16 protein-coding genes are annotated in these 14,996 nt (G+C 70.4%); 8 read left to right on the top strand and 8 right to left on the bottom strand.

What is annotated here, in order from left to right:
• The first annotated feature begins 29 nt into the window (after positions 1–29).
• The 4 genes from nhaA (at position 30) to EF387_RS48045 (ending at position 3,300) form a co-directional block, all read left to right on the top strand.
• Entirely contained in the window at positions 30–1,454 is a 1,425-nt protein-coding gene (gene nhaA, locus EF387_RS05515; RefSeq protein ID WP_128375334.1) for a Na+/H+ antiporter NhaA, read from the top strand.
• A gap of 66 nt (positions 1,455–1,520) precedes the next feature.
• Positions 1,521–2,009, top strand: a complete 489-nt coding sequence (locus EF387_RS05510) for a phage holin family protein (protein WP_128375333.1) — start codon at positions 1,521–1,523, stop codon at positions 2,007–2,009.
• Complete coding sequence (locus EF387_RS05505) at positions 2,006–2,956, top strand: alpha/beta fold hydrolase (RefSeq protein ID WP_128375332.1); 951 nt, start codon at positions 2,006–2,008, stop codon at positions 2,954–2,956. The genes EF387_RS05510 and EF387_RS05505 overlap by 4 nt, the downstream gene beginning before the upstream one ends.
• 164 nt (positions 2,957–3,120) lie before the next feature.
• Positions 3,121–3,300, top strand: coding sequence for a hypothetical protein (locus EF387_RS48045; RefSeq protein WP_128375331.1), 180 nt, complete (start codon positions 3,121–3,123; stop codon positions 3,298–3,300).
• Positions 3,301–3,346: 46 nt separating this feature from the next.
• Here the strand turns inward: EF387_RS48045 and EF387_RS05495 are convergent, their stop codons facing one another.
• The 3 genes from EF387_RS05495 to nth all read right to left on the bottom strand — a co-directional run bounded on the left by EF387_RS05495 (position 3,347) and on the right by nth (position 6,978).
• On the bottom strand, positions 3,347–4,546 hold the full coding sequence (locus EF387_RS05495; protein WP_128375330.1) for a MarP family serine protease: 1,200 nt from the start codon (positions 4,544–4,546) through the stop codon (positions 3,347–3,349).
• Positions 4,547–4,559: 13 nt separating this feature from the next.
• The gene (locus EF387_RS05490; protein WP_128375437.1) at positions 4,560–5,216 is read right to left on the bottom strand and encodes an NUDIX hydrolase; all 657 of its coding nucleotides are present in this window, start codon (positions 5,214–5,216) and stop codon (positions 4,560–4,562) included.
• Between the two features lie 592 nt (positions 5,217–5,808).
• Positions 5,809–6,978, bottom strand: coding sequence for an endonuclease III (gene nth / locus EF387_RS05485; protein ID WP_238431352.1), 1,170 nt, complete (start codon positions 6,976–6,978; stop codon positions 5,809–5,811).
• Positions 6,979–7,289: 311 nt separating this feature from the next.
• Here nth and EF387_RS05480 point away from each other — a divergent pair, with 311 nt between their 5' ends.
• Positions 7,290–7,964: a Crp/Fnr family transcriptional regulator gene (locus EF387_RS05480; protein ID WP_006382668.1), complete on the top strand. Its 675-nt coding sequence runs from the start codon at positions 7,290–7,292 to the stop codon at positions 7,962–7,964.
• A 230-nt stretch (positions 7,965–8,194) separates the two neighbouring features.
• Positions 8,195–9,010 carry a nucleotidyltransferase gene (locus EF387_RS05475; protein ID WP_128375329.1) on the top strand — a complete coding sequence of 272 codons (816 nt, stop codon included), beginning with the start codon at positions 8,195–8,197 and terminating at the stop codon, positions 9,008–9,010.
• Between the two features lie 164 nt (positions 9,011–9,174).
• On the opposite strand, the gene EF387_RS05470 is transcribed toward EF387_RS05475, so the two are convergent.
• The 4 genes from EF387_RS05470 to EF387_RS05455 all read right to left on the bottom strand — a co-directional run bounded on the left by EF387_RS05470 (position 9,175) and on the right by EF387_RS05455 (position 11,745).
• Entirely contained in the window at positions 9,175–10,005 is an 831-nt protein-coding gene (locus EF387_RS05470) for an MBL fold metallo-hydrolase (protein WP_128375328.1), read from the bottom strand.
• A 37-nt stretch (positions 10,006–10,042) separates the two neighbouring features.
• Positions 10,043–10,912 (bottom strand): NUDIX hydrolase, encoded by an 870-nt coding sequence (locus tag EF387_RS05465; RefSeq protein WP_128375327.1) that lies wholly within the window; start codon positions 10,910–10,912, stop codon positions 10,043–10,045.
• Positions 10,913–11,107: 195 nt separating this feature from the next.
• Positions 11,108–11,590: a RidA family protein gene (locus EF387_RS05460; protein WP_128375326.1), complete on the bottom strand. Its 483-nt coding sequence runs from the start codon at positions 11,588–11,590 to the stop codon at positions 11,108–11,110.
• Entirely contained in the window at positions 11,587–11,745 is a 159-nt protein-coding gene (locus tag EF387_RS05455; RefSeq protein ID WP_009189813.1) for a Sp36 family protein, read from the bottom strand. Before EF387_RS05455 ends, EF387_RS05460 begins: the two co-directional genes overlap by 4 nt.
• Before the next feature lie 72 nt (positions 11,746–11,817).
• On the opposite strand from EF387_RS05455, the gene bagA reads away from it, so the two are divergent.
• Positions 11,818–12,795 carry an ATPase BagA gene (bagA, locus tag EF387_RS05450; RefSeq protein ID WP_128375325.1) on the top strand — a complete coding sequence of 326 codons (978 nt, stop codon included), beginning with the start codon at positions 11,818–11,820 and terminating at the stop codon, positions 12,793–12,795.
• Positions 12,792–14,180 (top strand): ATPase BagB, encoded by a 1,389-nt coding sequence (gene bagB / locus EF387_RS05445; protein ID WP_128375324.1) that lies wholly within the window; start codon positions 12,792–12,794, stop codon positions 14,178–14,180. The genes bagA and bagB overlap by 4 nt, the downstream gene beginning before the upstream one ends.
• Positions 14,181–14,654: 474 nt before the next feature.
• Here bagB and wblA read toward each other — a convergent pair whose 3' ends face one another.
• Positions 14,655–14,993, bottom strand: a complete 339-nt coding sequence (gene wblA / locus EF387_RS05440) for a transcriptional regulator WblA (RefSeq protein ID WP_059133594.1) — start codon at positions 14,991–14,993, stop codon at positions 14,655–14,657.
• Between the last annotated feature and the right edge of the window lie 3 nt (positions 14,994–14,996).

Raw genomic sequence — 14,996 nt, 5'->3', positions numbered from 1 at the left:
ACAGTCGACAACGACCGGAGGTCCTCCCCGTGACCCGCCCCAGTCACCGCAAGGCATTCGGCCGACTCTCGCTCCCCGAGCGCAACTTCGTCGCGGATGCGCTGCGGACCGAGACCGTCGGCGGCGTACTGCTCCTGCTCGCCGCCGTCGCCGCACTGGTCTGGGCGAACACCCCGCTCAAGGAGAGCTACGAGACGGTCCGGGACTTCCACGTCGGCCCGGCCGCACTCGGCCTGGATCTCTCCGTCGAACACTGGGCCGCCGACGGGCTCCTCGCGATCTTCTTCTTCGTCGCCGGCATCGAACTCAAGCGCGAGCTCGTCGCCGGTGATCTCAGGGATCCGAGGGCAGCCGCGCTCCCGGTCGTCGCCGCGCTCTGCGGAATGGCCGCACCGGCGATCGTCTACACCCTCACCAACGTCACCGGCGGTGGCTCCCTGGCCGGCTGGGCCGTCCCCACCGCGACCGACATCGCCTTCGCACTCGCCGTCCTCGCCGTGATCGGCACATCGCTGCCGTCCGCCCTGCGTGCCTTCCTGCTCACCCTCGCCGTCGTCGACGACCTCTTCGCGATCCTGATCATCGCGATCTTCTTCACCTCCGATCTGAACTTCGCCGCGCTCGGCGGCGCCGCGGCGTGCCTCGCCGTCTTCTGGCTGCTGCTGCGCAAGGGCATCGGCGGCTGGTATCTGTACGTCCCGCTCGGACTGGTGATCTGGGGACTGATGTACAACAGCGGCATCCACGCCACCATCGCGGGCGTCGCCATGGGGCTGATGCTGCGCTGCCACCGGCACGAGGACGAGGAGCGCTCCCCCGGCGAGCGCATCGAACATCTCGTACGACCGCTGTCAGCGGGTCTGGCCGTTCCCCTGTTCGCGCTGTTCAGTGCAGGAGTCGCGATCTCCGGGGGCGCGCTCGCCGATGTGTTCCACCGGCCCGAGACCCTCGGGGTCGTCCTCGGCCTGGTCGTCGGCAAGACGGTCGGCATCTTCGGCGGGACCTGGCTGACCGCCCGCTTCACCAGGGCGTCGCTCAGCGAGGATCTCGCCTGGCCGGACGTCTTCGCGGTCGCCTCACTGGCCGGGATCGGCTTCACCGTCTCGCTGCTCATCGGTGAACTCGCCTTCGACGGCGACCCGGCCCTCACCGACCAGGTCAAGGCGGCCGTCCTGACCGGCTCCCTCCTCGCGGCCCTCGCGGCGAGCGTCCTGCTCAAGCTGCGCAACGGGAAGTACCGCAGGCTGTGGGAGGCCGAGGAGCGCGACGAGGACGAGGACGGCGTCCCGGACGTGTACGAGATGGACGACCCGGAGTACCACCTTCGGATGGCCCAGATCCACGAGCGCAAGGCTGCCGAACACCGCAGACTTGCCGAACAGAAGGCCGCCGCGAGCGAGAGGCTTGCCGAAGTGACGGGCGGGGCAAGCGACGAGGACGAGCGTCCGGCATGATCTGACCCATCCACAGAAGTGCAATTGAAGAACATTCAAGAACACATTCCAGAACAGGGAGAAGCGATGAGCGCACCCGACGGCGGCCCGGTCGGCGCCGAACGCAGCATCGGCCAGCTGTTCGCCACGGCGACCACCGAGATGTCCGCACTGGTGCACGACGAGATCGCACTGGCGAAGGCGCAGCTCAAGCAGGACGTCAAGCGGGGCGCGGTCAGCGGTGGCGCGTTCTCGGCCGCGGGTGCGGTGCTCATCTTCTCCCTGCCGATGCTGAGCTTCGCCCTGGCCTACGGAATCAGGACCTGGAGCGACTGGAACCTCGCGATCTGCTTCCTCCTCTCCTTCGCCGCCAATGTGCTGGTCGCCGGAGTGCTCGCGCTGATCGGCGTCGTCTTCGCCAAGAAGGCCAAGAAGAGCAAGGGCCCGCAGAAGGTCGCCTCCTCGATGAAGGAGACCGCGGGCGTACTGCAGAACGCCAAACCGCACCCCCGCCCCGTCGCCCCGCGGGACGAAGCGCCTGCCGCCATCGAAGCTGTGGCACGCTCGACCTCATGACGGACCCCGCCAGCCCCTCCGCGCAACCCGCTTCGGTCGTACGGCTCGACGTTCCTGGCGCCAAAGAGGTGATCCACCGCGACGTCGCCGCCAACGGCGCGCGCTTCCACATCGCGGAGACCGGCGACGGCCCGCTGGTACTGCTGCTGCACGGCTTCCCGCAGTTCTGGTGGACCTGGCGCCATCAGTTGGTGGCGCTGGCCGACGCGGGCTTCCGCGCGGTCGCCATGGACCTGCGCGGAGTGGGCGGCAGCGACCGCACCCCCCGCGGCTACGACCCCGCGAACCTCGCCCTCGACATCACTGGAGTCGTGCGGTCCCTCGGCGAGCCGGACGCCGCACTCGTCGGCCACGACCTGGGCGGCTACCTCGCCTGGACGGCGGCCGTGATGCGCCCCAAGCTGGTGCGCCGTCTCGTGGTCACGTCCATGCCGCATCCCCGGCGCTGGCGGTCCGCGATGCTCTCCGACGCCCGGCAGACCGCCGCGAGCTCCTACATCTGGGGCTTCCAGCGGCCGTGGCTGCCCGAGCGGCGCCTCGTCGCCGACGACGCGGCTCTGGTGGGGCGCCTGATGCGGGACTGGTCGGGGCCGCGGCTGCCCGACGACGAGGCCGTGGAGGCGTACCGGCGCGCGATGTGCATCCCGTCGACGGCGCACTGTTCGATCGAGCCGTACCGCTGGATGGTGCGCTCGCTCGCCCGGCCCGACGGCATCCAGTTCAACCGCCGGATGAAGCTGCCCGTACGCGTGCCCACACTGCATCTGCACGGCTCGCTCGACCCGGTGATGCGCACCCGCAGCTCCGCCGGCTCGGGCGAGTACGTCGAGGCGCCGTACCGCTGGCGGCTCTTCGACGGGCTCGGGCACTTCCCGCACGAAGAGGATCCGGTGGCCTTCTCCACCGAACTGGTGAATTGGCTGAAGGACCCGGAACCGGACAGGTGAGGCCGACCGGCCCGAAGGGTTCGCATCCGCTCGGTGACCGAATGAATGCGCCCGGTATTCGAACGTGAACACCTGTACTACGAACAGCCAATTGCCTGGCGCATAGGCCGATTGAGGGCCTTCGGGGCGGTTACCGACCTTGGGGCACGGGCAGACGTCGGGGTATGGGCTGGACGCACGACTACAACGACGTAGCACGCAATCGCCGCTCTGCTACAGGGCTGGGCTCCCACGAGAGGGGCGCCCCACAGATGCCGGGACAGGATCTCCGGCTGGGAATCCCGCATATTCTGCGCCGCCGGGCCCGCTGGGTCTCGGCGCGGCTCCGTCACCCGCGCCCCTGAACCGTCCGGCCCCACACAGCCATCGGGCCACACATCCCCGAGAGCCTCAAAGGGCGCAGCTGTCGCTGTCCACCTGCCGGGTCGCCGTGCGGCCCTTGGTGATGTCCTCCTGGATCTCGTCCGCGGTCAGCGCGTACCCGGTGTTGGCGTCGTCCAGTGACTTCGCGAACACCACGCCGTACACCCTGCCCTCGGGCGTGAGCAGCGGGCCTCCCGAGTTGCCCTGGCGGACGGTCGCGTACAGCGAGTAGACGTCACGGCGTACCGTGCCCCGGTGGTAGATGTCGGGTCCGTTGGCCGAGATGAGGCCGCGCACGCGCGCGGGACGGACGTCGTACCCGCCGTTCTCCGGGAAGCCGGCGACGATCGCACCGTCACCGGTGGACGCGTCCTTGGTGGTGAACTGCAGCACGGGCGCGTTCAGGTCCGGCACGTCGAGGACCGCGATGTCGCGCTCCCAGTCGTAGAGCACCACCGTGGCGTCGTACTTCTTGCCCACGCCACCTATCTGGACGGTGGGCTCGTCGACGCCGCCGACCACGTGTGCGTTGGTCATCACGCGCCGGTTGTCGAAGACGAAGCCGGTGCCTTCGAGGACCTTGCCGCAGCTCTGGGCCGTACCCATCACCTTGACGATGGAGCGCTTGGCACGCGTTACGACGGGGCTGCTGGCGAGGGCCGGGTCGGGCGGCTGGACGTTGGTGATCGGCTCGTCCGAGAACGGGCTGAAGACCTGCGGGAAGCCGTTCTGCGCGAGGACCGAGGTGAAGTCCTTGAACCAGGTGTCGGCCTGGTTGGGCAGTGCCTCCGCCACACCCAGCAGCACCTTGGAGCTGCGGACCTCCTTGCCCAGCGTCGGCAGCGTGGTCTGTGCGAGGGCGGAGCCGATCAGCCAGGCCACCAACAACATCGCGACGACGTTCACCAGGGCGCCGCCGGTGGCGTCCAGGGCGCGGGCCGGCGACCAGGTGATGTAGCGGCGCAGCTTGTTGCCGAGGTGGGTGGTCAGGGCCTGGCCGACCGAGGCACAGACGATCACGACGACGACCGCTACGACCGCGGCTGTCGTGCTGACCTCCGCGTTGTCGGTCAGGGCGTCCCAGACGACGGGCAATACGTAGACCGCCACGAGTCCGCCGCCCAGGAAACCGATCACCGACAGGATGCCGACGACGAAGCCCTGGCGATAGCCCACGATCGCGAACCACACAGCAGCGACCAACAACAGGATGTCCAGCACATTCACGGAGGCCACCCTGTCATGCGCGCCTGTCGAGCGGGACCTGCTTCGTACGGTCCCAGGGGCGCTCCCACCCCGCGTAGTGCAGGAGCCGGTCGATCACACCCGCGGTGAATCCCCACACCAGGGTGGATTCGACCAGGAATGCCGGACCTTTGTGACCGCTCGGGTGCAGGGCGGTGGCGCGGTTGGCCGGGTCCGTGAGATCCGCCACGGGGACGGTGAAGACCCTCGCCGTCTCGTTCGGATCCACCGCCCCCACCGGTGACGGGTCCCGCCACCAGCCCAGCACCGGGGTGACCACGAAGCCGCTCACCGGGATGTAGAGCTTGGGCAGGACACCGAAGAGCTGCACCCCGCCCGGTTCGAGACCCGTCTCCTCCTGGGCCTCGCGCAGGGCGGCGCGCAAGGGGCCGTCGGTGGCCGGATCACCGTCCTCGGGGTCCAGGGCACCGCCGGGGAACGCGGGCTGCCCGGCGTGCGACCGGAGGGAGCCGGCGCGCTCCATGAGCAGCAGCTCGGGGCCGTGTTCACCCTCTCCGAAGAGGATGAGCACGGCGGACTGCCGCCCGCCGCCGTCCGACGGCGGAAGGAAACGGCTGAGCTGCAGCGGCTCGACGGTCTCGGCGGCCCGCAGGACCGGTTCCAGCCAGCCGGGCAGACCCTCCGGACTGATGACCGGCCGGTCGTCGGGGGAGAGCTGCGTCTGTGCTTGTGGTCGTTCCTGTACCTGCGCCTCTGGTCGCGCCTGGGCCTGTGGTCGCGCCTGTGGCTGTGGTCGTTCCTGTGCCTGTGCCCGTTCCTGCGCTCCGTGGGCGGCACGTCCGCCGTTGTCGTAGGGCACTTGCCCGCCCTCCCCCGGGAATCCGGGCTGCTGTTCTCCGCCGTGTGGGGCCTGGGCGTCGGGCATGGCTCGTCCGTTGTCGTGCGGAGGGTGGCCGCCAGTGATACCAGGGCCGCCGGGCGGGGGGTTGTCGCCGCTTCTTCCACGGCCGCCGGGTGGGGGATGTCCGGCGATGGTTCCACGGCCGTCGTGCGAGGGGTGGTCCACCGCGGTGCCACGGCCGTCGTACGGCCCTCGTCCGTCGCGCGTGCCGCGGCCGTCGTTCCTGCGGTGCGTGTTGCTCGCGTTGGTCATCGCCACCCCCGTTCCTCTGAGCCCAACGCGTGCGGACCCGTCGATCGTTCCGGGCGACGCGATCCGCGGTGGCTCCTGACGGGGCCTCCGGGGCGCGCGGAACCGTGCCCGCGCTGGTCGGGCCGACGGCTCATGCGGCGCCCTGCGGGGGCACGCCCAGCGGCGGGGCCGGGATGCCGCCCGCGTCCAGATACGCCGTCGGGGGCTTCAGACGCTGTCCAGGAAAGCCGCCCTTTTCGTACTTGAGCAGCTTCCTGGCCTTCTCCGGGTCCGTCTCGCCCTCGCCGTACGCCGGACAGAGCGGGGCGATGGGGCAGGCGCCGCACGCGGGCTTGCGGGCGTGGCAGATGCGACGGCCGTGGAAGATCACATGGTGCGAGAGCATCGTCCAGTCGCTCTTCGGGAAGAGCGCGCCGATCTCCGCCTCGACCTTGTCCGGGTCGGTCTCCTCGGTCCACTGCCATCGGCGGACCAGCCGTCCGAAGTGGGTGTCCACGGTGATCCCGGGCCGCCCGAAGGCGTTGCCCAGCACCACGAAGGCGGTCTTGCGGCCGACACCGGGCAGCTTGCCCAAGTCCTCCAGCCTGCCCGGGACTTCACCGTCGAAGTCGTCCCGCAGGGCCCGCGAGAGGCCTATCACCGACTTGGTCTTGGCCCGGAAGAACCCGCACGGCCGGAGGATCTCCTCGACCTCTTCGGGGTTGGCCGCGGCCAGGTCCTCCGGGGTGGGGTACCTGGCGAAGAGCGCCGGAGTCGTCTGGTTCACCCGGAGGTCGGTGGTCTGCGCCGAGAGCACGGTGGCGATGAGGAGCTGGAAGGGGTTCTCGAAGTCCAGTTCGGGATGCGCGTAGGGATAGACCTCGGCGAGTTCGCGGTTGATCCGGCGGGCGCGACGCACCAGAGCGGCCCGGGACTCGGACTTCTTGGCGGGCGCCTGGGCGGACGTGGTCTTCTTCGCGGCGGTGGTCTTCTTGGCGGCGGTCGCGGCGGTCTTCTTCGCTGCGGCGGCTTTCTTGGCGGCGGTCGCTGCGACCCTCTTCGCTGCGGTGGTCTTCTTGCCGGCGGTCGCGGCGGTCTTCTTCGCAGTGGCGGCCTTCTTCGCGGCGGCAGCCGTCGCGGTCCCGGCGCCCGTCGTGTCAGCCGCGCCCGTCTCCCCCGCGCCCGTCTCCTCCGCCTCGCCCGTCTCCTCCGCCTCGCCTGTCTCCTCCGCCTCGCCCGCCTCCGCCGGAGCCTTGCTCGCCGACGAAGTGGACTCGGCGTTCTTCGCCGTCCTCTTCTTCACACCCACGGCCCTGTTCACACCCGCCGACTTTGTCGTCTTTGTCGTTTTCTTTGCTGCGGCAGAGGACTGTTCGCCCACAGCGGAATCGCGACGTACAACCACCCGCCCAGCCCCCTTGGCCTGTGCTCTCACCGGCGTTTTGGACACCCGGCCAGCCTAAAGCCCGCCACCGACATCCGCCCCGTACCCTGAAGATCGGCCTCCAATTGGCCCCCTGCGGCATCCAGAGGCACACCTGTGCGGCATCCTTGTGACAGATCACACTGTTTGACCCGTCCGGCATGATGGGGAACACGGTCCCCTGATGCAGGTCGACAAGGAGAGAACTCGTGGACGACGTTCTGCGGCGCGCCCCGCTCTTCGCGGCGCTCGATGACGAGCAGGCCGCGGAGCTCCGCGCCTCCATGAGTGAGGTCACCCTCGCGCGCGGCGACGCGCTGTTTCACGAGGGTGACCCGGGTGACCGCCTCTACGTGGTCACCGAAGGCAAGGTCAAGCTCCACCGCACGTCCCCCGATGGCCGCGAGAACATGTTGGCGGTGCTCGGTCCCGGCGAACTGATCGGCGAGCTGTCGCTGTTCGACCCGGGTCCGCGGACGGCCACGGCCACCGCGCTGACCGAGGTCAAGCTGCTGGGCCTGGGCCACGGCGACCTCCAGCCGTGGTTGAACGCCCGCCCCGAGGTGGCCGCCGCGCTGCTGCGCGCAGTCGCCCGGCGCCTGCGCAAGACCAACGACCAGATGTCCGACCTGGTCTTCTCGGACGTCCCCGGCCGTGTCGCACGCGCGCTGCTGGACCTCTCGCGACGCTTCGGTGTGCAGTCGGAGGAGGGCATCCACGTGGTGCACGACCTCACACAGGAGGAGCTGGCCCAGCTGGTCGGCGCGTCCCGTGAGACGGTCAACAAAGCTCTCGCGGACTTCGCCGGCCGTGGCTGGCTGCGTCTGGAGGCCCGCGCCGTGATCCTGCTGGACGTGGAGCGCCTCGCCAAGCGTTCGCGCTGACGTGAACCGCTCCCCGGCGTAAGGCACCTGACGCAAACCGCTGCCGGCGAGAATCGCCGGGGCAATCACAGACGGACACACGCGCGCATGGGGCCCGCCTCCCCGGAGGCAGGCCCCATCGCCATGAGCGGACGAGGCCCGCGGGCCTCGTCCGCGGTTGTGGAATGTATGTGCGGGTCACGTGATGAAATCGGCTCCCCGGGCCGTCTCTTTCACGGCACAGTTGGCACATGGCCACCACAGGGCAGCACAAAGGGCTCGACAGCCAGGGGTACATCGTCCCCGAGGGCTCACTGGGCAAGGTCCCGTACGCGTTCCGGCCGGTGGTGGCCGCCGCGCGGGACCGGCTGATCGATGTCTTCGGGGCGCGCATGACGAGCGGCTACCTCTACGGTTCCGTTCCGCGCGGCACCGCGCGCGTGGGCCGCAGCGGCCTCGATCTGCTCCTGGCACTGCGCGAGGAACCCACCGACGCCGACCGCGCCGAGGCGCGGACGCTCGGAGAGGCCCTCGACAAGGAGTTCCCGGAGATCGACGGAGTCGGGACGCTGCTCTACAGCCGGCGGCGGCTGCTGAGCGAGGCCGAGCGGTACGACCTGGGGTGGTTCGTGGCGTGCCTGTGCACGCCGCTGCTGGGCGAGGACCTGGCCGAGGACCTGCCGCGCTACCGCCCCGACACCCTGCTCGCCCGCGAGACGAACGGCGACCTGGCCCTGCTGCTGGCCCGCTGGCGGGAAGAGGCCTCCGTAGCGGCCACGGAGGACGCCCGGCGCGCCCTCGTCCGCCGTGTGGCCCGCCATCTCGTCCGTACCGGATTCACGCTCGTCATGCCCCGCTGGCACGGCTGGACCAGCGACCTCGCCGAGATGGCCGAGGCGTTCGCACGGTACTACCCGGAGCGGGCGCCCCAGATGCGGGCCGCGGTCGAGGTCTCGTACGAGCCGACGGACGATCCGGCCGTCCTGCGCTCCTACGTCGACGACCTGGCCCCGTGGCTCGCGGAGGAGTACGCGCGCGTGCACGGCGTCAAAGCGCCACGGCCCTGACGGGACGCCTCAGCGGGCTTTGACCGGTGCCACCGCGCCTCGCGCCGCCGGCGCCTCGGATCACCCTTGCTCCCGTGGATCAACCCGTGTTCCCGTAGATCACCCCGTATTCAGGTAGATCGATCCCTGTTCAGGGAGCGGATCAGCCGAGGTCCGTGTCTGTGTCAGATCAGCCCGTGCTCCCGTAGATAGTCCAGCTGCGCCCGCACGGACAGCTCGGCCGCCGGCCACAGCGAACGGTCGACGTCCGCGTAGACGTGGGCGACCACCTCGGCGGAGGTGCGGTAACCGTTCTCGACGGCCGTCTCGACCTGGGCGAGACGGTTGGCGCGATGGGCCAGATAGAACTCCACCGCCCCCTGGGCGTCCTCCAGGACGGGTCCGTGGCCGGGCAGCACGGTGTGGACCCCGTCGTCGACGCTGAGGGAGCGCAGTCGGCGCAGGGAGTCGAGGTAGTCGCCCAGCCGCCCGTCCGGGTGCGCCACGACCGTGGTGCCGCGCCCCAGGATCGTGTCCCCGGTCAGTACGGCTCCGTCGGCCGGCAGATGGAAGCAGAGCGAGTCCGCGGTGTGCCCGGGCGTCGGTACGACACGCAGCTCCAGGCCACCCGTCGTGATCACATCACCCGCGCCCAGTCCCTCGTCACCGAGCCGCAGCACCGGGTCGAGGGCCCGTACCTTCGTCCCCGTGAGCTCGGCGAACCGCACGGCGCCCTCGGCGTGGTCCGGATGCCCGTGTGTGAGGAGGGTCAGCGCGATCCGCCTGCCCGTCTTCTCGGCCGTCTCCACCACGTTGCGCAGATGGGCTTCGTCGAGCGGTCCGGGGTCGATCACCACGGCGAGTTCGGAGTCGGGCTCGGCGACGATCCAGGTGTTGGTGCCGTCGAGGGTCATCACCGACGGGTTGGGAGCCAGCACGTTCACGGCACGCACGGTGGCGGGGCCGGACAGGACCCCGCCACGGGGCTGGCCGGGCAGGGCGCTTGCGTCCGTCATGCGGGAGGACCTTCCGTCGAGGCGGTCGGCACGGCGGTCATGCGGATGCTCCGCCGGCCGGGATGTGCTTGGTGAACTCGTCGTGGCCGGGCCAGGTCAGCACCAGCTCACCGTCCTCGAAGCGGGCCTGGGCGAGAACCGGGGTCAGATCGCGGCCCGGCGCGGCGTCCAGGGCCTCGGCGGCGCTCCCGTACACCCGCAGCTGGCGCAGGGTCGCGATGGTGGGCGGCATCATCAGCAGCTCACCCTTGTCGTACGAGGCCGCCGCCTCGGCCGGACGGATCCACACCGTGCGGTCGGCCTCCGTGGAGACGTTGCGTGTGCGCTGCCCCTGGGGGAGGGCGGCGACGAAGAACCACGTGTCGTAGCGGCGGGGCTCGAACTCGGGTGTGATCCAGCGTGTCCAGGCGCCGAGCAGGTCGGAGCGCAGGACGAGGCCGCGACGGTCCAGGAACTCGGCGAAGGAGAGGTCGCGGGAGACGAGGGCCGTCCGGTCCGTCTCCCAGTCCTCACCGGTGGTGTCCGAGACGACGGAGTCCGGCGTGAGTCCCGCGAGCAGGACGCCGGACTCCTCGTACGTCTCGCGAACCGCCGCGCAGACGATCGCCTGGGCGGAGGTCTCGTCCACACCGAGCCGCTGCGCCCACCACGCGCGCGTGGGGCCCGCCCAGCGCACCTGGCGGTCGTCGTCGCGGGGGTCCACTCCGCCGCCCGGATAGGCGTACGCGCCTCCGGCGAAGGCCATGGAGGCGCGTCGGCGCAGCATGTGCACGACGGGGGTGTCGGCCGTGTCCTTGAGCAGCATCACGGTGGCCGCCCGCTTCGGTGCGACCGGTGTGAGGGTTCCCTCCGCGAGTGCGCGGATCCGGTTCGGCCACTCCGGTGGGTACCACTGCCCGTTTGCCATGGGCGGAGGCTATCCCGAGACGCGCGGATGTTCGAGGGCTCCCTGCCCGCGCTCCCGGCTGCGCGCTTCAGTCCGTCCTCCGTAGGGCGGACCGGAGGCCGTCCTCTTTGCCCCACGGGGCGGAGCCCTGGCGGAGCGGGACGGGCAGGGGCGGAGGAAGCCCACCGCGACCCCGCCCTCCGGCAGGCAGGCCCCTCAGCCCTCGTCGACCAACTCCACCTGAACCTCGACCTCGACCGGCGCGTCCAGGGGAAGCACCGCCACCCCCACCGCGCTGCGCGCGTGCACGCCCTTGTCACCCAGCACAGCCCCGAGGAGTTCGCTGGCACCGTTGAGGATGCCCGGCTGACCGGTGAAATCGGGTGCGGACGCCACGAACCCGACGACCTTCACCACCCGCGCGATCCGGTCCAGGTCACCGGCGACCGACTTGACCGCCGCCAACGCGTTCAGCGCGCACGTACGGGCGAGCTCCTTGGCCTCCTCCGCGGTGACCTCGGCGCCCACCTTGCCGGTGACGGGCAGCTTGCCGTCCACCATCGGCAGTTGTCCGGCCGTGTACACATACACCCCGCTGCGCACGGCGGGCTGGTACGCGGCCAGCGGCGGGACCACCTCGGGCAGCGTGAGCCCGAGCTCCGCCAGCTTGGCCTCGACGGCGCTCGCGCCCGCGCTCACGCCTGCTTCTCCCGCTTCAGATAGGCCACCAGCTGCTCGGGGTTGGGCCCGGGCACGACCTGGACGAGCTCCCAGCCGTCCTCGCCCCAGGTGTCCAGAATCTGCTTCGTGGCGTGGACGAGCAGTGGCACGGTTGCGTATTCCCACTTGGTCATGCGGCCGACTGTAGCCGCTGTTATCCACAGCCTCCCGCGTAGCCCGCACCGGGACTGGTTAGGCTCGAAGACGTGAGCAGGCTCCAGGTAGTCAGCGGTAAGGGCGGTACCGGCAAAACCACGGTGGCCGCCGCCCTCGCGCTCGCCCTCGCGACCGAGGGCAAGCGCGCCCTTCTGGTGGAGGTCGAGGGCAGGCAGGGGATCGCGCAGCTCTTCGAGACGGAAGCGCTGCCTTATGAGGAGCGGAAGATCGCCGTCGCTCCCGGGGGTGGGGAGGTGTATGCCCTGGCGATCGATCCCGAACTGGCCCTTCTGGACTACCTCCAGATGTTCTACAAGCTCGGCGGCGCGGGCCGGGCCCTGAAAAAGCTCGGCGCCATCGACTTCGCGACCACCGTCGCACCGGGGCTGAGGGACGTACTGCTCACCGGCAAGGCGTGCGAAGCGGTGCGCCGCAAGGACAAGACGGGGCGGTTCGCCTACGACTACGTCGTGATGGACGCGCCGCCCACCGGCCGCATCGCCCGCTTCCTGAACGTGAACGACGAGGTGGCGGGCCTGGCCAAGATCGGCCCGATACACAATCAGGCGCAGGCGGTGATGCGGGTCCTGAAGTCGAAGGAGACGGCCGTGCACCTGGTGACGCTCCTGGAGGAGATGCCCGTTCAGGAGACCGCCGACGGCATCGCGGAACTGCGTGCGGCCAAACTCCCGGTGGGCCGGGTGATGGTCAACATGGTCCGTCCGGCGCTGCTGGACGAGGCCGACCTGGAGCTGGTCCGGTCCATCCCCCGTACCGCGCTCGCGAAGTCCCTGTCGACGGCGGGGCTGGGCGGTGCCCGGCGTGGCGGCGGAGCCGACCGGCTCGTCGATCCGCTCCTGGAGCAGGCCGGGGAGTACGCAGAGCGGTACGCCCTGGAGCGTGAGCAGCGTTCCGTCCTGACCGGCCTGGGCCTTCCGCTGCACGAACTGCCGCTGCTCGCCGAGGGCATGGACCTGGCGGGCCTGTACGAACTCGCCACGGAACTGCGTCAGCAAGGGATCTCATGACCTCGGACCCGGCCCCCGCGCACACCCCGGCCGCCCCTCGTGACGGCGCCCGCGAAGGCACCCGCGGCCACGACTCCGCCCGCCGACTGGGCCCCACGCGCGTACTCGACATCGATCCGCTGCTGGACGACCCGAAGACCCGGATCGTGGTGTGTTGCGGCTCCGGCGGCGTCGGCAAGACGACGACGGCCGCGGCCCTGGGGCTACGGGCCGCCGAGCGAGGCCGCAAGGTGGTCGTGCTGACCATCGACCCCGCCCGCCGGCTCGCGCAGTCCATGGGCATCGACTCGCTCGACAACACCCCGCGCCGGGTGAAGGACGTCGACGGCGACGGCGAGCTGCACGCCATGATGCTGGACATGAAGCGCACCTTCGACGAGGTCGTCGAGGCGCACGCGGACCGCGAACGCGCGGCGGCGATCCTGAGCAACCCGTTCTACCAGTCGCTCTCGGCGGGCTTCGCGGGCACGCAGGAGTACATGGCGATGGAGAAGCTGGGACAGCTGCGGGCCCGCGACGAGTGGGACCTGATCGTCGTCGACACTCCTCCGTCGCGTTCGGCACTGGACTTCCTGGACGCGCCCAAGCGGCTCGGGTCCTTCCTCGACGGACGGCTGATCCGGCTGCTGACGGCCCCTGCCAAGCTCGGCGGACGGGCGGGGATGAAGTTCCTGAACGTGGGGATGTCGATGATGACCGGCACCCTCGGCAAGCTGCTCGGCGGGCAGCTCCTGAAGGACGTCCAGACGTTCGTGGCCGCGATGGACACCACCTTCGGCGGCTTCCGCACCCGCGCGGACGCCACCTACAAACTCCTCCAGGCCCCGGGGACCGCCTTTCTGGTGGTGGCGGCACCGGAGCGGGACGCCCTGCGCGAGGCCGCGTACTTCGTGGAGCGCCTGGCCGCAGAGGACATGCCGCTCGCGGGTCTGGTCCTCAACCGGGTGCACGGAAGCGGTGCCGGTGAGCTGTCGGCCGAGCGCGCCCTCGCCGCCGCGGAAAATCTTGATGACGCCGGCATTGTCGATCAGGAGACAGGGAAAGCTGCTTTTCGTAACTCTCCCGAAACGCAAGGCAGTTCAGAATCCCCAGCAGACAGCGACACCGCGACCGAGGCTCCCGCACCCGACGTAGGCTCCCCCGCCGCAGACCGGGCAAGCGCCGACGGAGCCGTAGGTCAGCTCACCGCGGGTCTGCTGAGGCTGCACGCCGACCGTATGCATCTGCTCGCCCGCGAGCAGCGCACCCGCGACCGTTTCACGGCGCTCCACCCCGAGGTGGCCGTCGTGGAAGTGGCCGCGCTGCCCGGCGATGTCCACGACCTGGCAGGTCTGCGGGACATCGGTGACCGGATGGCGAACGGTGGCCCGACCGGCACAGCATGAGCGCGCCGACGTGCCGTAGGCACGCGGTCGCGGCCGTACGCCGGCCTGCCTGGCACGCGCGCTCCATGCCTTGCAGGCACGCCCAGGTGCCGACGGCGCGCACGGCGGGCCTTGCCCATGACACCCCACGGCGCTCGTCCTGCCCTTGCGGGCGCCCACGGGGCACGCGGGTGCGTGCGCGTACGTCTTCGTACCGAGAGACATCACAGGCACCGGAGACGTGCACCACCGCGCTCACCACACGCACCGAGCCGCCTACTGACCCACCACGGCGCACACTTGGACTCCGAGGCCCACGGCGCGCACTTCGACGCCGAGGCGTTCTCACGGGCGTCCTCACGCACCGGAGCGCGTGGATAGGCGCGCCGAAGCGTGTACGTGCGACCGAGGCATGTCACCGTACCGAAGCGTGTACGTGCGCACCGAGGCGCTGGTCTTCCTTTGGCGCCTCTGCGCGCGTACCGCCGCTGCGGCTCAGCCCACCGCGGCGTAGTTCTCGTACACCTCTTCCTCATCAAGGGGCAGCAAGCCCGCGCCGCGCTCGTACTCCGTACGCGCGGTCTCGAGAAGCCGGCGCCATGAGGTGACTGTGGGACGCCTGCGCAACAGTGCGCGGCGCTCCCGCTCCGTCATGCCACCCCACACGCCGAACTCGACGCGGTTGTCCAGCGCGTCGGCCAGGCACTCCGTGCGCACCGGACATCCGGTGCACACCGCCTTGGCCCTGTTCTGCGCTGCTCCTTGAACGAACAGTTCATCCGGATCGGTAGTGCGGCAGGCCGCCTGCGCACTCCAGTCGGTTACCCAGCCCATACC

This window comes from Streptomyces cavernae, from assembly GCF_004023625.1.
GTDB lineage: Bacteria > Actinomycetota > Actinomycetes > Streptomycetales > Streptomycetaceae > Streptomyces > Streptomyces cavernae.
Note: the sequence above shows the minus strand (reverse complement) of the source record. Positions and strands in the feature narration are given on the sequence as shown.